Raw genomic sequence first — 23,317 nt, 5'->3', positions numbered from 1 at the left:
AGGTCTTGGCTTATGGGGGCTGAGGAGACGTTGTACTCGACCATGACGGGGTCGGGGAGCCAGGCTGCGGCTTGGACGGTGCCGGCGGTGAGCAGGGGTGAGGTCCAGGCGTGCGGGACTATGTGGCGGCCTGAGCGGGCTACCGTGGCGGCGAGGGACTGGAGGGCTGTGAAGCCGCCGCAGCGGGAGAGGTCCGGCTGGATGATGCTGACGCCGGGCTCGGCCAGCAGTTCGTCGAACTCGTCGCCGCCGAGTTGCTCACCGGACGCGATGGTCAGGCCGGTCTCCCGACCCAGTCGCGCCAGGTCCCGGGGTCGATCGGCGCGGAACGGTTCCTCGACCCAGTACGGGTTCAGGTCCTCGAGGCTGCTGACAAATCGCCGTACGGCGTTGAAGTCGCCCTGCAGGTAGCCATCCACCATCAGCCGTACGTCGGGGCCCGCTTCTGCTCGCGCCGCGGCCAGCAGCGCGCGGTCACGGGACAGATCCGAACCCCACGGTCCCCAGCCGAACTTGATCGCGCGGAACCCACGATCCAGGTACGACCGCGTCGCCGCGCGCATCTCGTCCGGCGTCCCCCGGAACAACGTGCTCGCATAAGCCAGCACCCGGTCCCGCCGCCGACCACCGAGCAAGGAGGCCACCGACTGGCCCGACAGCCGCCCGCAGATGTCCCACACAGCAAGGTCGATCCCACTCAAAGCATGCAAGGCCGGACCACGACGGCCGTGGTACCAGGAGTGCTGGTAGAGCCGGTCCCAGAGCGCAGTCCGATCCCACACACTCTGACCGATCGCGGCCTCGCGCAACCCGGCACAGAACGCCGGAATGTGCGTCACCGCCTCCACGATCGACTTCACCACCCACGGGTGCGAGTCGACGTCGCCGTACCCCTCCAGGCCGGCGTCGGTCGCCACCCGGATCAGGCAGGTGTGCCGGGGCCCAGCCCGCTCGTCGTCGCCGAGCCGGGTCCCGTACTCGATCCCGTTGTCGAGGATCAGCACCTCGACGTCGGTGATCCGCGCGTCAGTCAGTGTCGTCACCCTTCCGAGAAGACCACATCGGCGAAGTAGTTGCGGTTCTGGTAAGAGAGTGTCGGGAAGTCGCCCGCCTTCAACGCATACAGCCCGGGTCCACTCGTCGACAGTGCACCGTTCTGCCGGCCGCCGGCCATCCCGTTCTCCGTCGCGCTGTACCCACCGGCCGAGCTGTACGAGATGACGTACGACGCACCCGCGGCAATCGTGATCGGCTGCGCGAACCGCACCTCCTGCCACCCGGAGGCCGACTCACCGACGAAGGTGGCCGTGGCGAGCTTCACCCCGGCCGAAGTCCACAGCGTCCCGAGATGCGTCCCCGTGTTGTGGGTCCCCTTGAAGAACCGCACCCCGTGCACCTTGCCCGCCGTAGAGCTGCTGAACTGCACCCCCATCTCCAGCGACGTCTGCTCCGTCGCCCCGAACACGGGCGCATCACCGACGTTCCACAACGTGTACGTGTCCGGCTGGAAGATCACGTCGGCCCAATAGTTCGTGTTCATCCAGAACTGCGTCGGGTACGACGTCGGTCCGTACGAGAAGAGGCCCGCCCCGGTCGGTGTGTGCAGAACCCCGTTGTCCTGCGTCCGCTCGTAGAAGTCGTGGTCGTAGGCGAAAGTCCCGGTCGGCGAGTGGTACGACGCCGTGTAGTTGCCACCGGCATCAATCCGGACCGGCTGCGCGAACCGCACTTCCTGCCACCCCGCCGCACTTTCACCGGCGAAGGTCGCAGTGGCCAGCCTCTCCCCCGACGGCGACCACAGACTTCCAGTGTGTACGTCGGTGTCCCCCGGAGCCTTGTAGAACTTCACCCCCAGTACGACGCCCGGCCGGTCGACGCGGAACCGGACACCGAGCTCGGTCTCGCGGGAGTCCGACGACCACTCGACCTCCGGACCGTCCACGTCGTTGAACAGCGACCGCGGGTAAGCCACGGTCGGCCGCTTCGCCACCTTGAAGGTCCAGGTCCCCCGGAGTGACTGACCGAGGGTGTCCCGGGCCGTGTAGCGGATCTCGCACGTCTTCTCGTAGAGCCACGGTGCGAGCGGCGTGAAGGTCGCAGTGTTCGTTCCGGGGTCGAACGTCGTCCGCCCCGGCGTCCCCGCCTCGATCCCACCCTCGGCCATCTGGACGCTCTCGGGAACGATGTCGTCGAAGAAGATCACCTGCGCCGGGCGCTGCGGCGGGACCGAGGTGTGCCCGGCCGCCGGCGACTTCTTGTGCCGGCCGATCGGGTACTGCGGCGGCCGGCCGACGCGGTTGACCATCCCGGGGAAGCCGTCGGCGTACCGGGCGTAGGGGAACGGCGAGCCCCACAGCACCTGAGCCAGTGACCGGAACGGCAGGCGCAGGTTGTTCGACTGAATCTCCTCGGGCTCGTTCGCCGGCAGTGTCCACAGGTGCAGCTTGGCGCCGCGCAGACCCGGGTGATTCGGGTCGACGATCTCGAGGGGCAGGTGCGGACGAGGGCGCGGGAAGACGCCCGGGTGGAACCGGTCGTAGATCGCCTCCGGATCCGGGAAGCGTCCGTTCGGATTGTGCGGCGGATTCGGCGGGTCGTAGTACAGGAACTCACCGGTCGAGTTGTGCACCTTGTAGCCCTGCTGGAGCAGCTGGGTCGGCGTCAGGCGGTTGGGCCAGGTGGTCCAGTGCTCGAGGATGATGTTCTGGTTCACGCCCGCCCGAAGGATGTTGTCGAGCAGGCCGTCGCTCCAGACCCGCAGCTGCTTGTTGTGGGCGCGGACCGTCACGTTCATCTCGTTCAGGAAACCGGTGTAGATGTCCACCGGGTTGGCGTCGGCGCCGTATCGCCGCTTGGCCGCCTCCCCCAGCTGCGGATACCGCGCGTACTCCACGGTGTATTCCGGATCGCCGTCGAGCACTGTCAGGTACTCGTCGGCCCCGAGGTGCCACCACGGCGTCGGGAACTCGTCCAGGTACTTCTCGAACAGACCGCGGGCGAACGGATAGGCAGCCTCGTTGCTGAGGTCGAGGTCGCCGCGACCCGGCAGGCCCATGCCGGGTTCCAGCAACCGCTCCATGTGACCGGGCATGTTGACCTGCGGGACGAGCGCGATGTTGTACTTCGTCGCGTACGCCGAGATCTCCTTCAGCTGGGCCAGCGAGGTGGTCGACTCGTACCCGACGTACACCCAGAGCATGTTCATCTTCAGGAAGGCCAGCTCGTTGATCTGCCCCTTCCACCACTCCATCGTGTAGTGGCGGGCCGAGTTGGCGACCAGGAACCCGCGCTCCGGGTATTTCGGCCAGTCGCGGACCAGACCGGGCGGCAGGATCGTCCGCTGCCGCAGCCACTGCAGGATGGTCTGGACGCCGTGCACCGCACCGGCCGGCGTACCGCGCAACCACAGTGCCGCGCCGACCTCGATCTCGTACCCCTCGAGGTTCTGGTTCGGCGGTGCGCCCAGCGTGAGCACGAGGTCGCCGGCCGCCGGTGCCGGGTTGTCCTGCGTCACGACCTCGACCGTCCGCCCGCCCAGCACCTTCGGGAGATCCTCTTGCAGGATGACCTTCGCGCGGACCAACTGCGCACCGTCACCGCTCCGCAGGATGATCCGGAACGGACCGGAGGTAGGTGCGACGTAGTCGGGACCGGTGCGGGGCTGCCACTCCTGCAGGGCGGGAATCGTCTCGGGCAGTACGGCGAGGGAACCCTGATCCGTGGCCGCAGCGGAGGAAGCGGTCGTCGTGGTGATGCCCGTGGCCAGGGCGGCTCCGCCGGCAAGGGTCAAGAAATGCCGTCTGGGCAGGTGTGCAGTCATGATTCCTTATCCTTCGGAGAAGACCGGGTCGACGAAGTAGTTGCGGGCCTGGTACGAGAGCGTGGGGAAGGTGCCGGCGGACAGCGCGTAGATGCCGGCCGGCTGACTCGTGCGGGTGAAGAGCGTGCCGTTCGCGCGGGCGCTCGCGAGCCCTTGTTCGGTGGCGCTGAAGCCGCCGCCCGAGCTGTACGAGATGACGTAGTCGGCGCTGGCCTCGATGGTGACCGGTTGCGCGAACCGGACTTCCTGCCAGCCGCCGGCGCTCTCACCGGTGAAGGTCGCGCTGGTCAGCTTCTGACCGGACCCGGTCCACAGCGAACCGACGTGGGTCCCGGTGTTGTGCGTGCCCTTGAAGAACCGCACGCCGTGCACCTTGCCGCCAACCGACGAGCCGAAGCGCATGCCCAGCTCGAGCGAGGTCCCTTCGGTGACACCGAACACGGGCGCCTCACCGACATTGAACAGCGTGTACGTGTCCGGCTGGAAGATCACGTCGACCCAGTAGTTCGTGTTCTTCCAGCTCTGCGTCGGGTACCACGTCGGTCCGTGCGAGAAGTAGCCGGCCGCGGTCGGCGTGTGCAGTACGCCGTTGTCCTGGGTCCGGCCGTCGAAGAAGTTGTGGTTGTACCCGAAGGACCCGGCCGGCGAGTGGTACGAGACGGTGTAGTTGCCCCCAGCATCAATCCGGACCGGCTGCGCGAACCGCACCTCCTGCCAACCACCCGAGGTCTCACCGGTAAAGGTTGCCGTCGCCAACTTCTGCCCGGACGGCGACCACAGACTGCCAGTGTGTACGGCGACATCCCGCGGCGCCTTGTAGAACTTCACCCCCAGTACGACGCCCGGCCGGTCGACCCGGAAGCGCACCCCGAGCTCGGACTCGCGCAGATCGGAGTACCACTCGACCCCCGGACCGTCCTCGTCGTTGAACAGCGACCGCGGATAGGCGATGCTCGGCGGCTTCGCGACTGTCAGCGGCCATTCGCCGACGATGCTCTGCCCGCTCGTGGTCCGCGCCACGAAACTCATCGCCAGCTTCTTGCTGTACGGCAGCACCGCGGCCGGGGTGAACGTCGCCGTCCGCGTCGCAGCGTCGTACGTCGTCTGCCCCGGGATCCCGGTCTCGCTGCCACCTTCGCGGATCTGGACCGAGCTCGGCACGATGTCGTCGTACAGGGTGATCTGCAGCTTGCGCTGCGGCCAGACACTGGTTGCTCCGGGCAACGGTGATGTGGTGAACCGGCCGACCGGGAAGAGCGGCGGCCGTCCGACCGTCCGGATAAGCTCCGAGAAGCCGCTGTCGTAGGTGTCGGCCGGCCGCGGCGAGTCCCACAACACCTGTGACAGCGAGCGGAACGGCTCGGTCAGCAGGTACGACTGCAGCTCCTCGTGCTCGCTGAACGGCATCGTCCACAGGTGCAGCTTGGCCCCGCGCAATCCGGGGTGGTTCCGGTCGACGGTCCGGTCGGTGAAGCGGCCGGGATGGAACTCGTTGTAGAGCCGCCTCGGATCCGGCACCCGCCGCGGCGACTCGGTCGTCGCCGGGTCGTAGTACAGGAAGTCGCCGTTGGAGTTGTGGACCAGGTACCCCTCGGTGAGGAGCTGCTCGGAGGTCTTCCGGCCCTCCCAGCTCACCCAGTGCTCGACGACGATGTTCTTGTTCAGCGGAGCAGCGGTGATGCTGGTGAGCAGGCCGTCGTTCCAGATCCGCATCTGCTTGCCGCTGGCCCGGACTGTCTCGTTCATGTCGTTCAGGAAGCCGGTGAACACATCCACCGGCTGCGCGGTGCTGCCGAACCGCTCCTTGGCCTTGAGGCCGAGCTGCGGGAACAGGTCGTAGCGGACCCTGGCGTTCTGAGTGAAGTCGGTGATGTACTCATCCGCGCCGAGATGCCAGTACGGCGTGGTGAACTCCCGCAGGTTCGGCGCGAGCACCTCGTTCCGGCCGTAGTCGTAGGCCGCGTCCTTACTGATATCCATGTGCGAACCCCAGTTCGGCAGCTTCAGATCCGGCCGGTTCGCAAGCAGCTTGTCCATGTGCCCGGGCATCCCGGTCAGCGGGACCAGGCCGATGTTGTACTTCGCGGCGTACGCCTCGATCTCCTTCGCCTGGGCCAGCGGCGCGGTGTCGTAGCCGATGTTCACCCACAGCATGTTCAGCTTCAGGTAGGCCATCTCGTCGAGCTGCCCCTTCCACCAAGCGGTCGTGTAGAACCGGGCCGCGTTGGCCACCAGGAAGCCGCGCTCCGGGTACTTCGGCCAGTCCCGGGCCACTCCCCCAGGCACAGTCGTCGCCTGCTTCAGCCACTGCACGATGGTCTGGGCTGCGTGGAAGACGCCGGCGCGCTGCCCGCTGACCTCGAGCGCGGCACCGACCTTGATCTCGTACCCCTCGCTGTTCACGACCGCGGCGGCCAGGCTCAGCACGACGTCACCGGCCGCCGGTGCCGGTGTGTCCTGCACCTCGACCTGAGCGGGCCGGTTCAGAGCCTTCGCCAGCGCGGCCGCCAGCGTCTCAGCGGCCGGACGCAGCGCCGCGGCGTCAGCACCCCGAACGATGATCCGGACACTGGAAGGAGCGACGTACTGGCCACTTCCGGCAGCCCACGACTGCAGCGCGGGGATGGTCGGCGGCGGTACGGCGGTCGATTGGGCCGCGGCCGGAGTAGCGGGGCCGGCGACCAGCCCGGCCAGGGCAGCACCACCGGACAAGGCGAGGAACTGACGACGGGGCAGGTTCGGCATCGGACGCTCCAGTGGGCGGGGGAAGGTCTAAAGCTTCGAAATATCGAAGATGAATCTCCATATGTGAGCATAAAAGCCGCCTCCGTCGAGCACAAGAAACCGGCCTGGCCTTTACACGGACGTCGAAAGGTGTTCTATGAGAGCGCTCTAGTTCCGGAACCGTCTACCCCTTGATCTGAGCGGCCGCAGCGCCCAGAGTCAGGCGCGACGCGGGCGCGCGCCCGCGCTGAGCTCAGGAGAGTCGCCCATGCCCAGGTGGCCAATTGCCAACAGATCCAGACGCCGACAGTGCAGACGGCGGAGGGCGGTGGTCGCAGCGGTCGCGCTGCTGGCCGGCACGCTGGTGGCCGGTCCGGCCGTCGCCGCCGATCCGACGCCGCTGACGCTGGCCGCCTTCGAGGGAGCCGAGCCGTTCGCGTCACCGCCGAACCCCGGCATCTTCGGCTGGGGCAGTGACGCCGACGACCCGCCGACGATGGAGCTCCAAACCCGCGCCGACGCACCGGCAGGCGGCTCAGTCCTGCACGGCACGTACAACATCAGCGGCTGGGGCGGTTTCACCCACGACATCACCTTCGACCAGAACCCCGGGAACTGGTCGGCCTTCAAGGGCATCCGGTTCTGGTGGTACGGCCAGAACCCCGCGCAGACCGAGCCCGGGACCGGGAAGCGGATCTTCTTCGAGATCAAGGACGGCGGCGCGAACGCCGAGGCGTCGGAGCTGTGGAACACCAGCTTCACCGACGACTGGCAGGGCTGGCACCAGGTCGAGATCCCGTTCAGCGAGTTCGTCTACCGCGGTGACTACCAACCGGTTGGTGGTATCGATCAGGTCCTCGGCCTCACCCAGATGTGGGGTTACGCGTTCACGATGCCCGGTGGTGCACCCGGTCAGTTCCAGATCGACCAGGTGGAGACCTACGGCAAGGCCGACCCGGCCCTCAAGGCGAGCGTCAGCACGGATGCCGAGGTCTACCCGGTCAAGGAGGGCGGCAGCGCCCAGGTGAAGGTCGCGGTCACGTCCACGGGCGGCGTTCCGCTCGAGGAGCCGGTCACCGTCGCCTACACCGCAGGCAGCGGGACCGCCGGCGCCGACGACTACACACCGGCCTCCGGCACGCTCACGTTCCCCGCCGGTACGGCGTCCGGTACGACCCAGACCGTCACTGTGGCGACCCGGAAGGACGCGACCGCCGAGGTCGCCGAGACGATCCCGCTGGAACTGACCGTCACCGGCGCCAAGTCACCGGCGACCCAACCGGTCGTGGTGATCGACGCTCACGACCTGCCGTATCTGAACCCGAAGCTGCCGATCAAGAAGCGGGTCGACGACCTGCTCTCCCGGATGACGCTCGCCGAGAAGGTCGGCCAGATGACCCAGGCCGAGCGGAACGCGCTCAAGACCCGCAGCGACATCTCGACGTACGCGCTCGGCTCGTTGCTGTCCGGTGGTGGCTCGGTGCCGACGCCGAACACAGCAGCTTCGTGGGCCGCGATGATCGACACCTTCCAGCGGAGCGCGCAGGCCACTCGGCTGCAGATCCCGCTGATCTACGGGGTCGACGCCGTGCACGGACACAACAACGTGGTCGGCGCAACGATCCTGCCGCACAACATCGGCCTCGGCGCGACTCGTGATCCGGACCTGGCTCGCCGTACCGGTGAAGTGACCGCGACCGAGGTCCGCGCGACCGGTATCCCGTGGGACTTCGCGCCGTGTCTGTGCGTGGTGCGCGACGACCGCTGGGGCCGGGCCTACGAGGGGTACGGCGAGGACCCGGCACTCGTGGACGCGATGGCCACCGTCCTCACCGGCATGCAGGGTAAGGCGGATGGCAGCCAGCTGAAGAACAAGGACCGCGTCCTGGCGTCGGCGAAGCACTACGCCGGCGACGGAGGGACGACGTACGGATCGTCGACGACCGGTGGCTACACGATCGACCAGGGCATCACCCAGGTCACCCGTGAGGAGCTGGAGCGGTTGCACCTGGCACCGTTCAAGAAGGCGGTCGACCTCGGCGTCGGCACAGTGATGCCGTCGTTCTCGAGTGTGTCGATCGACGGTGCGCCGGCGGTGAAGATGCATGGCAACGACGAGCTGATCAACGGCGTCCTGAAGGACCGGATGGGTTTCAAGGGCTTCGTGATCAGCGACTGGGCGGCGATCGACCAGCTGCCCGGCGACTACGCGAGCGACATCCGGACCTCGATCAACGCCGGCCTGGACATGATCATGGTGCCGGCGCGGTACCAGGACTTCACGCAGGGGCTGACCACCGAGGTCAGCGCCGGACGGGTTCCGCTCAGCCGGGTCGACGACGCCGTACGCCGGATCCTCGGCGAGAAGTTCAAGCTCGGTCTGTTCGAGAAGCCGTACTCCGACCCGGCGCTGCTGTCGTCGGTGGGCTCGGCCGCACACCGCGCGGTCGGCCGTGAGGCGGCGGCGAAATCCCAGGTATTGCTGAAGAACGAAGGTAATTTGTTGCCGCTGGCACCGACCTCGAAGGTCTACGTGGCCGGCAGCAATGCCGACGATCTGGGCAACCAGATGGGCGGCTGGAGCATCACCTGGCAGGGCAAGTCCGGCGCAACGACCACCGGTACGACGGTCCTCGCCGGGATCAAGGAAGTGGTGCCGTCGGCAACGTTCAGCGTGGACGCCTCGGCACCGCTGACCGGTCATGACGTCGGTGTGGTCGTAGTCGGCGAACGCCCGTACGCCGAAGGTGTCGGTGACGTCGGCAACGGTCACGACCAGTTGCTGTCGGACGCCGACAAGGTTGCCGTGGACAAGGTTTGCAGCGCGATGAAGTGTGTCGTGCTGACCGTGTCCGGCCGGCCGCAGGTCGTGTCCGACCAGCTCGGCAAGATCAACGCCCTGGTGGCATCATGGTTGCCGGGCACCGAGGGTGCCGGGGTGGCCGACGTACTGTTCGGCAAGAAGCCGTTCAGCGGCCGACTGCCGGTGAGCTGGCCACGAACCGAAGCTCAGCAACCGCTCAACGTCGGTGATGCGTCGTACGACCCGCAGTACCCATATGGCTGGGGTCTGACCACGCAGGCGGCAGCTCGCCAGAAGCTCACCGACGCCCGAAACACCTTGCTCCGCAAGCACGACCCATACGCACTCGCAGCCGCCGTCGCAGCGTCGATCGCCCTCCAGGTCAAGGACTGGTCAGGGCCCCAGGCAACTATCGCCCTGGCCGCACTGCAACAGTCCGCCAAGCACCTCGACCGCACCAAGGTCGACACCTTCGCCGAAGGTGACGCCGTTGTCAGCGCAGCCCGCTACATCACCCAAACCAAGATCGGCCAAAACCTCACCGAACCCACCTCCAAACTAACCGCAGACGCCGAACACGCATCCCTAACCGGCCAGCTGGCCACCGCCGTCGCCAAACTAACCGCTGCCTACAAAACGAAGTAGCTTCACAACGTCCGAAGGATCGGAGGGCCCGCCTCCGGTTCTTCGGACGTTGCGCGCAACCCCGAGCTAACGTCCGAAAGATCGGAGGGCCCCCCTCCGGTTCTTCGGACGTTAGGTGGGGATGGGGGTGCGGGAGCGGAGGCGGCGGAGCATGCGGGCGTCTTCGAAACCGACTGCGCGGGCGGCGGCCTCGATGGTGCTGCCGTGGCCGATGAGGTGTTCGGCTCGTTCCAGGCGGAGGAGTTGCTGGTAGCGGAGTGGGGTGAGGCCGGTGGCTGTGGTGAACATGCGGGTCAGGGTGCGTTCGCTGACACCGACCTGGTCGGCGAGATCCGCGAGCAGCAGGCGTTCGGCGTACCGGGCGTCGATGACGTCCTGGATCCGGTGGGCGAGATCGCTGAGGTGGCCGCGGTGCCGCAGCATCGCGCTGTCCTGCAGTTCGTCGCCGTTGCGGCGGGCGTAGACCACCATCTCGCGTGCGATCCGAGCTGCTGCTTCGGCGCCGCGTGCGCCTGCGACCAGATGCAGGGCGAGGTCGATGCCGCTGGCGATTCCGGCGGAGGTGATGACGCGGTCGTCGACGACGTACAGGACATCCCGGACAATCGTCGCCCGCGGGTAGCGAGCGGCCATCATGTCGGTCAGGTCGTGGTGGGTCGTGTAGCGGCGGCCGTCGAGCAGACCGGCCGCACCGAGTGCATCGGCCCCCGAGCAAACACTCGCCACTGATCCCCCGGCCGCATGGTGATCCCGAAGACGTTGCTGGAACGCAGCGCCGATCGGCGGCACCGGTAGCAGGCGCGGCGAGCGCCAGCCCGGTACGACGACGAGGTCGTCCGGACCGAGCTCCGGCCACTCCGGTTGTGTCTTCAGCGGCACGCCTTGCGCGGTCATGACCTCCTCGGCTTCGGCCACATACGTCAGCTCATAGCCGTAGCCGAGGGTCTCGGCCGTCGAGAAGACCTGCGCGGGCCCAGCCAGGTCCAGCAAGTGCAGCTTCGGCACCAGCACGAAGACGACCCGGATACTCCCCATTCGGTCAGGATGACACGGGTACGGCGGTCAGTTCGTCGAGTGTCCGGATGGTGGCGAACCGTCCCGCGAGGGCGTACTCGGTACGTTCGGTGACGGCCTCGGCGGACAGGGTTCGGGGATCGGCGAGGATCTCCTCGACGGTCGCGTCCGCGGGCAGGGTCCAGTGCGGCAGCGGCATCGTCGCGCACGCCTCGGTGACGAACACGACGTCGTACCCGAGGTCCGATGCGACGCGAGTGGTGGTCTCGCAGCACTGCTCGGTGCGGATGCCGCTGACGACGATCTCGGTGACACCGTGCTGGGTGAGGAGCTGCTGCAGATTCGTGGTGGTGAAGGCGTTGTGCGCGGTCTTGGCGATCACCGGCTCGCCCTCGGCCGGTTCCAGACCCTCGATCAGGCGGACGTGCCCGCTCGCCGGATCGAACGGCGTACCGGTGCCTGGTTCGGTGTGCAGGACCCAGACGACCAGGTCGCCGGTTGCCCGGGCCGCGGCCACCAGTCGATTGACGCGGTCGGCGATGTCGGGGTGGTTGACGACCTGCCAGCTCGGGCGGACCCGGAAGGATTCCTGGACGTCGACGACGAGAAGTGCGGTTCGGCTCATGGCTCCATCGTCACGGATTGTCGCCTCGCCGAGTAGGCCCGATCGCGGCGGGCAGCGGACCGATCCGGTCAGCTGACTACGCAGAGTTTGCCATCGTTGGAGAGGTCGGACGAATTCACACCGTTCCGAACTATTCCAAACACCGGACCGGAGTGCTTACAGTGCGCGGGGCGGCACTGGAAACGCTCCCGCCGCCGTTGTCGACTGAGTGAGGGGAATGCGATGCCCGATCACCTGCCTCGCCGTCAGGTACTCCGAACGGCCGGCGCCCTGGGCCTGGGCGCTGCCACCGCCGGAGCCTTGACCAGCACTGCAGAGGCCACCAGTGCGGCGGATAGGTTTGCTCCCATGGGCGCACATCACGGCAAGCTGGAGATCCGCAAAGATCCGTTCGGGACCACGCCGGACGGCAAGAAGGTGGACGTCTACACCTTCGGCAACGGCCGGGTCACCATCTCGATGCTGACCTGGGGGGCCACCATCCAGCGGGTCGAGACACCGGACCGGCGCGGCCGGGTGGAGAACATCAGCCTCGGCTTCGACAACCTGCCCGACTACGCCGCACTCAGCCCGTACTTCGGTTCCACCATCGGCCGGTTCGGCAACCGGATCGCGAAGGGCAAGTTCTCGATCGACGGGACGTCGTACCAGATCCCGATCAACAACGGCGAGAACGCACTGCACGGCGGTACGACGGGCTTCGACAAGCGGGTGTGGTCGGCCAAGATTGTCCAGTCGCCGAAGGCGGTCGGCGTGGCGTTCAGCTATGTCAGCCCGGACGGCGAGATGGGCTTCCCTGGTGAGCTGGCCACGACCGTCACGTACACCCTCGACCGCGACGACAACCTGCGGATCGACTACCACGCGACGGTCAAGGGCAAGCCGACCATCGTGAACCTGACCAACCACGTCTACTTCAACCTGGCCGGCGAGGGCAGTGGCTCGATCGACGGCCACGTGCTGCAGCTGAACGCCCCGAAGTACACACCGGTCGAGACCGGCCTGATCCCGACCGGCGAGATCGCGCCGGTCGCCGGGACGCCGTTCGACTTCACCAAGCCGACCACGATCGGCGCGCGACTACGAGGCGACCACCCGCAGCTTGTCGTCGGCCGTGGATACGACCACAACTTCGTGCTCGGCGACAAGGCCGACGCGGACGGGATGCGGTTCGCGGCCCGCTTCTGGGAGCCGACGGAGGGCCGCACGGTGACCGTGCACACCACCGAGCCCGGCGCCCAGTTCTACAGCGGCAACTTCCTCGACGGCACCTTCCGCGGCATCGGCAACAAGGCCTACCGCCAGGGCGACGCCTTCGCCTTCGAGACCCAGCACTTCCCCGACTCCCCCAACCAGCCGAACTTCCCGTCGACCGTCCTCCGCCCCGGCCAGACCTACCAGTCAACAACCACCTACACCTTCGGCACCAAGTAGCCCCGCTACCCGCTAACGTCCGAAAGATCGGAGGGCCCGCCTCCGGCTGTTCGGACGTTAGCCCCGGCTCCCGATTAACGTCCGAAAGATCGGAGGGCCCGCCTCCGGCTGTTCGGACGTTAGGGAACCTCCAGCAACCGCCTGGCCCCCCGCCGAAACGGTCGAACCGTGCTCAACGTCGTACCAAGTCGCGCAGGGGCGACCCATCAGGCTGTCTTCGTGCTGCCGGCGTCGATGAGGTAGTCGGCGCCGGTGATGCTCGCGGTCAGCGGGGAGCACAGCTGCACGACGAGCGCGGCCACTTCGGCGGGCTCGATCAGCCGGCCGGTGACCATGCCGGTCTGCTGCGGAAGCGCCGCGAGCAAGTGCTCCTGCGGGATGCCGAGCTGCTTGGCGAGCTGACCGCCGTACCCCTCGGGTGAGGTCCAGAGCGCGGTTCGCACGGCGGCCGGTGAGACCGTGTTGACGCGGACACCCTGCGGACCGAACTCCTCGGCCAGCGCCTTCCCGAGTGCGGTGAGCGCTGCCTTGGCAGTTGTGTAAGGCACCGGGCCGCCGGACGGGATCCGCGCGCCGACCGACGACAGGTTGACGATCGAGCCGTGCTGCCTGACCAAGCTCGGCAGGGCTGCCCGCGTCACCCGGACGGTGGCGAAGTAGTTCAGCTCGAAGACCGCCGCCCAGGTGGCGTCGTCGAAGTCGAGGAAGCCGGCCCCGAGTTCGCCATCGCCACCACCGACGTTGTTGACCAGCAGGTCGAGTTCGCCGAACTCCGCGAGCGCTGCGGCAACCGCCTGCTCGGGCCCACCCGCCGTACCAAGATCAGCCTGTACGACGAACGCCCCGGTCGCGCGCAGTTCCGGCGTACTGGTCCGGGCGACCGCGGCGACGCGAACTCCTTCGGCGACGAGCTGCTCGACCACGGCCAGGCCGATTCCGCGGCTGGCGCCGGTGACGAGCGCGGTCTTGTCCTTCAGCTGCAGATCCATGAGCTTCTCCCTAATTGCATCTCCGTTGACCTCTTCAAGGTACAACTTGCATCACAGATGATGCAAGTAGCGCCAGAGACGCATCTGCCAGGTAGTCTGGAGCGCATGACCGAGATCAGGCTGCGCGCGGACAGCGCCCGGACCGTGCTGACGATCCTGGAAGCGGCCGAGCGCACCCTGAGCCGCAAGCCGAACGCCACGATGGAGGAGATCGCCGCCGCAGCCGGCGTCGCCCGCACCACCGTGCACCGCCGGTTCGCCACTCGCGAGGCCCTGATCACCGCCCTCGCCACCTGGGCCGCTCAGCAACTGTCCGACGCCGTCGACGCGGCCCGCCCGGACTCCACGCCCCCACTGATCGCCCTCTACCAGGCGACCGCCAACGTGCTGGCCGTCAAGCTCTCCTGGGGTTTCGCGATGAACGCATCAGTTGCCCCAGGCAACGAAGCCGAGCGGATCCAGGCCGGCGTCCTCGAGCGCTGCGACCACCTCTTCGCCCGCCTCGCCGAAGCCGGCATCCTCCGCCCCGGCATCACCCCGCTCTGGGCCCGCCGCGTCTACTACGCCCTCCTGCACGAGGTCTGCGAGGAAGCAGCCCAGCACCCCGACCAACCGCTCGACACCAACCTCACCGCCACCCAGGTCATCGAAACCCTCCTCCACGGCGTCGGCACCCCAGGCACCACCCTCTAGCTCACCGGCGCCAAACCGTGCCCTGACGGTCGCGGCCGATCCACTGCTCCAGGGCAACTACTTCGGCTGCGACACCCAGCTCGCGCTCGAGCAGCCAGCAGGCGAGGTCCACGCCGGCGAACCAGCCGCTGCCGCAGGTCACCAGGTCGCCGTCGTCGACGATCCGGGCATCGATGACCTCGGCCCATGGCTTCAGCAGGTCGTAGCCGGGGCGGTGCGTCGTGGCCGGTCGACCGGCGATCAGGCCGGCCGCTCCGAGAAGAATGGCGCCGGCGTCGATCCCGGCCAGGATCAGCCCGTCGCCGCCCACCTGCTTGGCCGCCGCAAGCTGCTGCGGGATGACACCGCGCTCGATCTCCTCCTCGATCCACCCGCCGGACACGGCGAGGACGCGAGCAGTCTCCGGCGACCACAGCTCCAGATCACCGATGGTCGTGCCATAGCAACCGATCACCGAGGTGGCTCCGTCCGCGGTGACGAGCCGCGGGTCGACCTCGACCCCGCGCCGCTTCACAGCGGCGAACACGGCATACGTCGCCAATGCGTCCACCTCGGCCACTCCATCGAACATCAGCACATCGATTCGCATGCTCCCACCCTGGCGTCGTACGCCTCGGCCGAGGAGTGGCGGGAAAGACATGATCAGGTAGATTCAGGCCATGCTCACGGTGGCCGTCCTTGCTCTCGACGGCAGTGTCGGACTGGAGCTGGCAGGCGCGTGCCAGGTGTTCACCACGGCGGTCGACCCACGCACCGGCACCGACTTGTACGACGTACTCGTGTGCGGCGCGGGTGGTACGACGGTGGTGGCGCATCGGCAGCCCATCTTCCGGGCGGACCCGCCGTACCCGCTGAGTGCTGCGTTGCGGGCAGACACGCTGATCGTGCCGGCTGCCTTCGAGGCTGCGCCGGAGGCGGTCGAGGTTGTCCGGGCAGCACATCAGCGGGGCGTCCGCATCGCGTCGATCTGTACTGGCGCCTTTGTGCTGGCGGCCGCCGGTCTGCTGGACGGGCGCCGGGCGACCACCCACTGGGCGCACGCGGCCGAGCTGGCCCGGCAGTACCCGGCGATCGACGTGGTCACCGATGCGCTCTACCTGGACGACGGCGATCTGCTGACCTCGGCGGGAATCACCGCGGGACTCGATCTCTGCCTGCATCTGGTCCGTCGTGACCACGGCTCGGCGGTCGCGGCGCAGGTGGCGCGACAGTTGGTGATGGCGCCGCACCGAGCTGGCGGCCAGGCGCAGTTCGTCACCGCACCTGTTGTCGAGGGCAACCATTCGCTGGAGCACGTACTGCACTGGATCCGGGACCAGCTGGCCGAGCCGCTCACCCTCGAGGCGATCGCGACGTACGCCTCGATGAGTGTCCGGACGCTGAGCCGGCAGTTCCGCGCGCAGACCGGGACGACGCCGTTGCAGTGGCTGATCCGGCAACGCCTGACCCGGGCACAGGAGCTCCTCGAGACCACGAACCTGACGGTCGACCAGATCGCCACCGCGACCGGGTTCGGCACCGCCGTACTGCTCCGCCAGCACTTCACGAAGACCTTCGAGATCACCCCGACCGGCTACCGCCGCACCTTCGGCGGACAAGCCTGAGCCCGCGCCGGTGATCGGCGCGGGCTCGGGGACGTCAGTTCGGCGAGGTGGTGGCCAGGCCGTGCTCGACGTCGTACTGCTGGATGAAGCGGGTGGCCATCGGCTCGCTGGAGGCGATGGCGGCGGCGAGGGCCTGCGCGGTGCGCTCGCGGTCCTCGGGCCAGTCGGCCAGTAGGGCCCAGGCGCGGGCACGCAGCTTCTCGAGAGCGGTCGGCTCGGGCTCGTCGTCGCCCTTGGGGGAATCGGCGGCGGCCCTGGGCTGCTTGGCCTTCGCGTCGGTGATGAGGGCCGGCGGCTCGGAGTCGGTGGGTCCGGCGAACGGTGACGGCGCGGCCGGCTTCTGCACGACCGGCTCGACCTTCTCCTTCGGCGCGGTCGGCTTGAGCTTGCCGTTGGCCTTCGCGCCGTTCTGTACGACGTGCTTCTGCTCGTCCTCGACCACGACCGCCTCGGCGACCGACTCGTCGGTGTTGCGGTCGTACGGCAGGTAGTCCACCGCCATCAGCTCACCGGTCATCGCCTCGCCCCAAGCACCTTCGTCGCGCAGCGAGACGCCGGTGTCCGAGGCCCGGAGCTGCCGCGCCCGCGGCGCCTCACCCTCGACCACCCAGACGGCTGCCCGCAGGTCGGGGTCGGGAGTCTCCTCCGGCTCCGGCGGCGGCGAGATCGCCTTGGTCAGCTTGTTGGTGATGACCTCGTAGTTGATCCGGTCCTCGAGCATGCCGGCCAGCCGGTCCGGGTCGTACGTCGTCTCGGCGATCTTCGCCAGCCGCTCGTCCTGGTGCTCGGAGCGGATGTACTCCGCGACCGTGCTCGCGATCGCGTCGCGGCGGGTCTTGTTCCGGATCTGATGCCGGGCCGCGTGCAGACTCTCGTAGAGGCTGTACCCGTGCTCGATCGCCAGCGACCGCGCCTGCCACGTCACCTTGGGCTCGCGCGCCCACTGGACGACGCCGTACACCGGTGAGGTCGTCATCATCTGCCCGGCGGTCCGCAACGCGTCGCGGCGGCGGGCCGAGCTGTGGATCAGCCACAGCACATAGGCGAACGCCGACAGGCCACCGAAGCCGAAGGCCAGGAAGCGCTCCTCCGGCCGCCAGTGCCCGACCACGTTGAAGACGACCGCGATCACGGCCGCGAACAACGACATCGCCCGGTAGGCGTAGGCCGTCTCGCCCTTGCGGCGACGCAGGTCGGCCAGCGCGGCGGTGGCGACACCACCGAGCTCGAGGACCGCCACCGCCGGAGTGACGAGGACGATCTTGAGGAACGTCGAGAAGCCGGCGTCGGGCCACGGGATGTGCGTGACACCCGCCCACACCTGTCCGACGAGGGCGGCCGCGGCCGCCGTGGCGTAGAAGGCGTAGGCGACCTTGTCCGCCCCGGTGAGGGGTACGTTCGCCAGTTCGCCAGTACTGGTGTTGCTGGTGTTCTCCTGCAAGACGTGGTCTCCTGACCGGTTTGGGCACTCCGGCAGTTCCGTCGCGGACGGCGGGGCTGACTGGTACGGCGGCACGAGGCTACCGGTTCCCGGCCCCGATAGGGGAGGCGAATCCGGAAACGTCTCGAACCTGCCCAATACCCTCGCCTTTACACGTCCGAAAGGCAAACTCGACAAAGTCACGCAGCCGCGCGGAGGGAAACCTCCTCCGCTGTGATCAGCCGGTGTACGGACAAACGGTCCGCAGTACTAAACCCAAGGTGCGCCGAGTTCGCGGAACAACGCCAGTTCGTCGGAGGCCCGGTCGATCCACTTCTCGACATCGCGGACGATCGGGTGCCGCTCGGCTCCTTCGCCTTGCCAGCGCACGCAGGCCTCCGGGATGACCGCCGGTTCGTCGGCCAGCCGGATGGCTTCGACGACGCGAGTGAAACCACCGGTCGCCGCGAACGAGCAATAGAGCGGTACGGCGGCGTCGGCGCGATGCGCGATCAGATTCTGCAACAGGTTGCCCCGGCCAAGGGTTTGCCTGCCGTCAGGGAGTTCGAGGGTGTCCGTGGTGTAGTTCAGTACGGCGCGACCTTCCGAGCCGTGCACGATCACCGCGGGGTCGGCGTGCTCGGCCGCGCACAGCGTCACCGCGATCAAGATCGACGTACCGCGGGCCGTCGTGATGCGGACCGTGGAGGTGTCGTCGGATTCGATGTCGTTGGCCCGGAACAGGTCGGTCTCGACCGAACGGATGTCGTCCACGCCGGTCGAACCGTCGAGCAGCAGAGCGGCCGCGGTCGAGTGCGCCAAGGGGTTGGTGACCGCACCGTCGACCACGGCGACGCCGTTCAGCGTCCGCCGGCCGGCCCAGGGCGCGCGGTCGAAGTAGCCGGCCTTCCGCAACCATTTGCCGGTGGCACTGATCCCACGGATCTCGCCGAGTACGCCGCCGGCCAGCAACTGCGCAAGCTGCAGAGTCGCGGCCGACGCCTGCGCCTGGAAGCCGACCTGGCACGCGCGACCGGTCTCTTCGATCACCCGGGACAAGTGATCGAACTCGGCCATCGACGCCGTCGGCGGCTTCTCCAGCAGGACGTCGGCCCCGGCCCGCATCGCCATCTCGGCCAGCGGGACGTGCGTCTGGATCGGCGTACTGATCACGACGACATCGACTTCGGTTGCCGCCAGCAACTCTCCGAGCGACGGATACACCGGTACGTCGACACCGTCGGGCGGCCGCGGATCGGCGACCGCCACCAGGTCGCCGTACTGGCCGGCATCGCGGACATGGGTCGCGCCGTGGCCGTGCACACCGGCCACGGCGATGCGGGTGCCTTTTATTTGAGTTCTCCGTTCACCTCGTCGAGGAACTGCTGCGCTGCCTTGTCCGGCGCGAGCCGTCCGAACAGCACCTCGGTGGTGTAGCGCTGGATGATCTTCTCCACCTGACCACCTCCGACCGGCGGCGCCGGTGAGGGCTCGCCGAGCTCCTTGCCGATGTCCTGGATGAACTTCGCCGAGGCCGCGTCGGCCGGCTGCAGCTTCGGGGTCACGGCGGCGCGGATCTCGGTGTTCGCCGGTACGCCGCGCTCGGCCAGCAGGATGTTGCCCGACGCCGGGTTGTTGGCCAGGAAGTCGACGAACTGCGCCGCCGCCTGCTGCTGCTTCGACCGCGCGGAGATCGACCAGAACATCGACCCCTTGTAGTACGAACCGTTCTTCGTGGCCTGCCCGGTCGTGCTCGGGATCCGGAGCAGCTTCAGCTCCTGACCGGACGCCTTGCTGAAGGCGTTCAGCTGGTTGCTCCAGCCGAAGCTCATCGCGACCTTGCCGGTGGCGAGGGAGGTCTGGTCGAGGGACGCGGTCATGTCCTGCGCGACGGTCTCCGCGGCCGGAATCGCCTTGCTGTCCCGCAGTTTCAGCACGTACTCGTAGAACTTGGTGACCTGCCCGGCCGAGACACCGACCTTGCCGTCCGGCGTCCACAGCGACTCACCGTTCTGGCGGGCCCACAGGTTCAGTCCGGCCTCGTTGGCTCCGATGACACCGGTTCCCCAGCCCTTGCCGCTGAGCTTGGCGGTCAGCTCGGCGGCGATCCGGTTGTAGTCGTCCCAGGTCCAGGTCGTGTCGTTCGGCAGGGCGACCCCGGCAGCCTTGAACACGGCGGGGTTCGCGAGTACGGCGAACGAGTTGATGCCTGCGTTCAGTCCGTACAGCCCGCCGTCGAACTCGCCGGCCCCGAGGGTGTCCTGCTCGAACTTGTCGGTCTTGAGGTCACCGGCCTTCTTCAGGTCCAGCAGCGCGCCGCGGTCGGCGTACTCGCGCAGGTACTTCTCATCCATCTGGATGACGTCCGGGGCGTCGTTCGCGGCGACGGTCGTCGCGAGCTTGTCCCAGTACCCGGCCCATTCGCCGTACTCGCCCTTGATCTTGATGTTCGGGTGTTCCTTCTGGAACGCCTCGATCGCCGACTGGGTGAGTTTGGTGCGCGCGTCGCTGCCCCACCAGGAGAAGCGCAGCGTCACCTCGCCATCCTTCGCGGCCGGACCACCGGAGTCGCCACCGCACGCGCTCACAGCGAGCAGGGTGGAGATGATTGCGGCGGCGGCCAGTGCCTTGAGACGTGTCATGGCAGGCTCCTTACTTGATACCGGTGGTGGCGATGCCCTTGACCAGGAAGCGCTGGCCGAGCAGGAACGCGAGGAAGACAGGGACCAGCGAGACGACCGACATCGCGAACATCGAACCCCAGGACGAGCTCGAGGTCGCGTCGACGAACGACCGCAGGGCGACCGGCACGGTGTACATGTGCGGGTCGGTCAGGTAGATCAGCTGGCCGAAGAAGTCGTTCCAGGTCCAGATGAACGTGAAGATCGTCGTGGTGGCCAGGGCCGGCACCATCAGCGGCAGGATCACCCGCAGGAAGATCCCGGCCCGGCCGCAGCCGTCGATCGTGGCCGCCTCGTCGAGCTCGCGCGGAATACCGCGGATGAACTGCACCATCAGGAAGACGAAGAACGCGTCGGTGGCCAGCAATTTCGGCACGATCAGCGGCAGGAACGTGTTGATCCAGCCGGCGTGCGAGAAGAGGATGTACTGCGGCACGATCACCACGTGGATCGGCAGCATGATGCTGAGCAGCATGATCGCGAACCACATCTTCTTGCCGGCGAACTCCAGCCGGGCAAAGGCGTACGCGGCCATCGAGCACGAGACCAGGTTGCCGAGGATCGAGCCGAGTACGACGACCGCCGAGTTCAGCAGGTAGCGGGTGAACGGCTCGGTCAGCGCGTTCCAGCCCGCCTTGTAGTTCTCGATCCGCAGGTCCTTCACCAGCAGGCCGGGCTCGCGGAAGATCTCGTTGCCCGGACGCAGCGAACTGACGACCATCCAGATCAGCGGGTAGAGCATCACGAGGGCGGTGGCGATCAGTGCCAGGTGGATCAGCACCGTCCGCGGGCGGAGATCAATTCTCATAGAACACCCAGTACTTGGAGACGAGGAAGTTGACCCCGGTGAAGATCGCGATGACCACCAGCAGGAACCAGGCCATCGCCGAGGCGTAGCCCATGTCGAAGTTCCCGAAACCGCGGTCGTAGAGGTAGAGCGTGAAGAACATCGTCGAGTCCGACGGTCCGCCGCTGCCGCCCGAGACGACGAACGCCTGCGTGAACGACTGGAACGCGTGGATGATCTGCAGCACCAGGTTGAAGAAGATGATCGGGGTGAGCAGCGGGAGCGTGATCCCGAAGAACCTCCGGAGCGCCGAGGCCCCGTCGACCGCCGCCGCTTCGTAGTACATGGTCGGGATCTGTCGCAGGCCGGCCAGGAAGATCACCATCGGCGAACCGAACGTCCAGACGTTGAGCACCACGAGCGTGCCCAGCGCCGTACTGGGGTCCGAGATCCAGCCCTTGCCTTCGACCCCGACCAGCGCGAGCACCTGGTTGAGCAGGCCCTCGGTGCCGAACACCTGGCGCCAGAGGATCGCGATCGCGACACTCGAGCCGAGCAGCGACGGCAGGTAGAAGACCGAGCGGTAGAAGGCCATTCCGCGAACGCCGCGATCCAGGACCACGGCCAGCAGCAGGGCGATCGCGAGTTGCAGCGGGACCGAGACGAACACGTAGGTGAACGTCACCCGCAACGAGTTGTGCAGCCGCTCGTCGGAGAGCATCCGGGTGAAGTTCTCGAGCCCGACCCACTCCGGCGCCTGGATCAGGTTGTAGTCGGTGAAGGCCAGGTAGAGCGAGGCGATCATCGGACCGATGGTGATCAGGAAGAGCCCGAGCAGCCACGGCGACAGGAACAGGTAGGCCGTCAGGTTGTCCCGCCGCCTCATCGATCCTCCTCCTAGGGAAAGCGCTTCCCCTGTCGCCGGACAGCATGCCGGGAAACCGGTTCCTTGACAAGGGGTCGAAGCGGTTCGACCTGACCGCTTCCGGCCACCTGCAAAACTGTCCTGGTGACTTTTCATGCGGCGGTCTTCATCGCCACCAGCCTCGACGGATACATCGCACGGCCGGACGGATCGATCGACTGGCTGACCGAACGCGGAGAGCAGGCAGGTGACACCGGCTACGACGAGTTCATGGCCTCGATCGACACCGTCGTGATGGGCCGCAACACCTTCGAGAAGGTGCTCACCTTCGGCTTCTGGCCGTACGAGGGCAAACACGTCGAAGTACTCAGTACGACGCTCGACCCCGCGATCGACGAGCGGATCATCGTGCACCGCACCCTGGACGGCCTGGTCGAGACGCTCGCGGATCGCGGCGCCCGGCGGATCTACGCCGACGGCGGCGTGGTCATCCAGACCTTCCTGCGAGCCGGCCTACTCAACGAGCTGACCATCACCACCGCACCGGTCCTGATCGGATCCGGCCTCCCCCTGTTCGGTGCCCTCGACAACGACGTGACCCTCGTCCACAACGCCACCCGCACCCTGAAGGCAGGCTTCGTCCAGTCCGACTACACCGTCATCCGGTAGCCGGCCGCGGTAAAGCACACTGCCCCGGAGCAGAGCCAGCCTTCGCGTTCGCCCTGCTCCAACTCTTCCCAGAACGCAGCCGCCCGCCCCTCGTCGGCCAACGCGCTCACCCGGCTCCCGAACAGGAACCGCAGGAACGCGACAGTGTTCTGCAGCACGGTCGTCTCCAGCAGTACGTCGGTCAACCCAGCCCCGAGCAACATCCGCTGCAGCCGTCGCCCCGCGTCCGGGGTCGGCAGATCGTCTGCAAATTGGCGTTCGACCGATCGAACCAGCTCCCGGTCCGAGCTGTTCACGAACACGGTCGACGCATCCATCTCGGACAGCACCACCACCCCACCAGGCCGCACCACCCGCACCATCTCCCGTACGGCGGCCTCCGGATCGGCTAGCGCCATCAGCACCCGCTCCGCCCGTACCCGGTCGAAACCCGCGTCGGCGAACTCCAGCCGAGTCGCGTCCCCCACGACAAACTCGGCCGGCACCCCCACGTCCGCCGAACGCCGCCTCGCCTCGGTGACCATCGCCGTACTGACATCCACCC

The 23,317-nt window shown here is 67.6% G+C and carries 18 protein-coding genes; 5 read left to right on the top strand and 13 right to left on the bottom strand.

The features are described from left to right. The 3 genes from E1261_RS25740 to E1261_RS25730 form a co-directional block, all read right to left on the bottom strand. The coding region (locus E1261_RS25740) for a mandelate racemase/muconate lactonizing enzyme family protein (protein ID WP_132410790.1) at positions 1-1,043 on the bottom strand (1,043 nt) is incomplete at its 3' end. After that, positions 1,040-3,820 (bottom strand): DUF4082 domain-containing protein, encoded by a 2,781-nt coding sequence (locus E1261_RS25735; protein ID WP_132410788.1) that lies wholly within the window; start codon positions 3,818-3,820, stop codon positions 1,040-1,042. The genes E1261_RS25735 and E1261_RS25740, both read right to left, overlap by 4 nt. Before the next feature lie 6 nt (positions 3,821-3,826). Beyond that, on the bottom strand, positions 3,827-6,565 hold the full coding sequence (locus tag E1261_RS25730; RefSeq protein WP_132410786.1) for a DUF4082 domain-containing protein: 2,739 nt from the start codon (positions 6,563-6,565) through the stop codon (positions 3,827-3,829). A 307-nt stretch (positions 6,566-6,872) separates the two neighbouring features. Here E1261_RS25730 and E1261_RS25725 point away from each other — a divergent pair, with 307 nt between their 5' ends. Beyond that, positions 6,873-9,992 (top strand): glycoside hydrolase family 3 N-terminal domain-containing protein, encoded by a 3,120-nt coding sequence (locus tag E1261_RS25725; protein ID WP_238176427.1) that lies wholly within the window; start codon positions 6,873-6,875, stop codon positions 9,990-9,992. Positions 9,993-10,103: 111 nt separating this feature from the next. On the opposite strand, the gene E1261_RS25720 is transcribed toward E1261_RS25725, so the two are convergent. After that, complete coding sequence (locus E1261_RS25720) at positions 10,104-11,027, bottom strand: GlxA family transcriptional regulator (RefSeq protein ID WP_132410782.1); 924 nt, start codon at positions 11,025-11,027, stop codon at positions 10,104-10,106. 4 nt (positions 11,028-11,031) lie between these two features. Next, on the bottom strand, positions 11,032-11,631 hold the full coding sequence (locus E1261_RS25715) for a cysteine hydrolase family protein (RefSeq protein WP_132410780.1): 600 nt from the start codon (positions 11,629-11,631) through the stop codon (positions 11,032-11,034). Positions 11,632-11,979: 348 nt separating this feature from the next. On the opposite strand from E1261_RS25715, the gene E1261_RS25710 reads away from it, so the two are divergent. Continuing rightward, positions 11,980-13,065 carry an aldose epimerase family protein gene (locus E1261_RS25710; RefSeq protein WP_238176426.1) on the top strand — a complete coding sequence of 362 codons (1,086 nt, stop codon included), beginning with the start codon at positions 11,980-11,982 and terminating at the stop codon, positions 13,063-13,065. Between the two features lie 206 nt (positions 13,066-13,271). On the opposite strand, the gene E1261_RS25705 is transcribed toward E1261_RS25710, so the two are convergent. After that, complete coding sequence (locus tag E1261_RS25705) at positions 13,272-14,054, bottom strand: SDR family NAD(P)-dependent oxidoreductase (protein ID WP_132410776.1); 783 nt, start codon at positions 14,052-14,054, stop codon at positions 13,272-13,274. 105 nt (positions 14,055-14,159) lie between these two features. Between E1261_RS25705 and E1261_RS25700 the strand changes: the two genes are divergently transcribed. Further along, entirely contained in the window at positions 14,160-14,747 is a 588-nt protein-coding gene (locus E1261_RS25700; RefSeq protein ID WP_132410774.1) for a TetR/AcrR family transcriptional regulator, read from the top strand. Between the two features lies 1 nt (position 14,748). Here E1261_RS25700 and E1261_RS25695 read toward each other — a convergent pair whose 3' ends face one another. After that, a complete protein-coding gene (locus E1261_RS25695; RefSeq protein ID WP_132410772.1) occupies positions 14,749-15,336 on the bottom strand; it encodes a DJ-1/PfpI family protein in 588 nt (195 codons plus the stop codon). A gap of 70 nt (positions 15,337-15,406) precedes the next feature. Between E1261_RS25695 and E1261_RS25690 the strand changes: the two genes are divergently transcribed. Next, a complete protein-coding gene (locus E1261_RS25690) occupies positions 15,407-16,351 on the top strand; it encodes a GlxA family transcriptional regulator (RefSeq protein WP_132410770.1) in 945 nt (314 codons plus the stop codon). A gap of 34 nt (positions 16,352-16,385) precedes the next feature. On the opposite strand, the gene E1261_RS25685 is transcribed toward E1261_RS25690, so the two are convergent. The 5 genes from E1261_RS25685 to E1261_RS25665 all read right to left on the bottom strand — a co-directional run bounded on the left by E1261_RS25685 (position 16,386) and on the right by E1261_RS25665 (position 22,125). Further along, on the bottom strand, positions 16,386-17,792 hold the full coding sequence (locus E1261_RS25685) for a hypothetical protein (protein WP_132410768.1): 1,407 nt from the start codon (positions 17,790-17,792) through the stop codon (positions 16,386-16,388). Positions 17,793-18,041: 249 nt separating this feature from the next. Beyond that, positions 18,042-19,103, bottom strand: coding sequence for a Gfo/Idh/MocA family protein (locus tag E1261_RS25680; RefSeq protein WP_238176425.1), 1,062 nt, complete (start codon positions 19,101-19,103; stop codon positions 18,042-18,044). Positions 19,104-19,120: 17 nt separating this feature from the next. Further along, positions 19,121-20,413: an ABC transporter substrate-binding protein gene (locus E1261_RS25675; protein ID WP_132410766.1), complete on the bottom strand. Its 1,293-nt coding sequence runs from the start codon at positions 20,411-20,413 to the stop codon at positions 19,121-19,123. Positions 20,414-20,423: 10 nt separating this feature from the next. Next, a complete protein-coding gene (locus E1261_RS25670) occupies positions 20,424-21,260 on the bottom strand; it encodes a carbohydrate ABC transporter permease (RefSeq protein ID WP_132410764.1) in 837 nt (278 codons plus the stop codon). Then, the gene (locus E1261_RS25665; protein WP_132410762.1) at positions 21,250-22,125 is read right to left on the bottom strand and encodes a carbohydrate ABC transporter permease; all 876 of its coding nucleotides are present in this window, start codon (positions 22,123-22,125) and stop codon (positions 21,250-21,252) included. Before E1261_RS25665 ends, E1261_RS25670 begins: the two co-directional genes overlap by 11 nt. A 123-nt stretch (positions 22,126-22,248) precedes the next feature. Between E1261_RS25665 and E1261_RS25660 the strand changes: the two genes are divergently transcribed. Beyond that, entirely contained in the window at positions 22,249-22,773 is a 525-nt protein-coding gene (locus tag E1261_RS25660) for a dihydrofolate reductase family protein (protein WP_132410760.1), read from the top strand. On the opposite strand, the gene E1261_RS25655 is transcribed toward E1261_RS25660, so the two are convergent. Beyond that, positions 22,755-23,317: methyltransferase domain-containing protein (locus tag E1261_RS25655; protein ID WP_132410758.1), on the bottom strand; the 563-nt coding region annotated here is incomplete at its 5' end. The two genes, E1261_RS25660 and E1261_RS25655, sit on opposite strands and share 19 nt — an antisense overlap.

Origin of the sequence: Kribbella albertanoniae (genome assembly GCF_004348455.1) — a bacterium.
GTDB classification, from domain to species: Bacteria; Actinomycetota; Actinomycetes; order Propionibacteriales; family Kribbellaceae; genus Kribbella; species Kribbella albertanoniae.
Note: the sequence above shows the minus strand (reverse complement) of the source record. Positions and strands in the feature narration are given on the sequence as shown.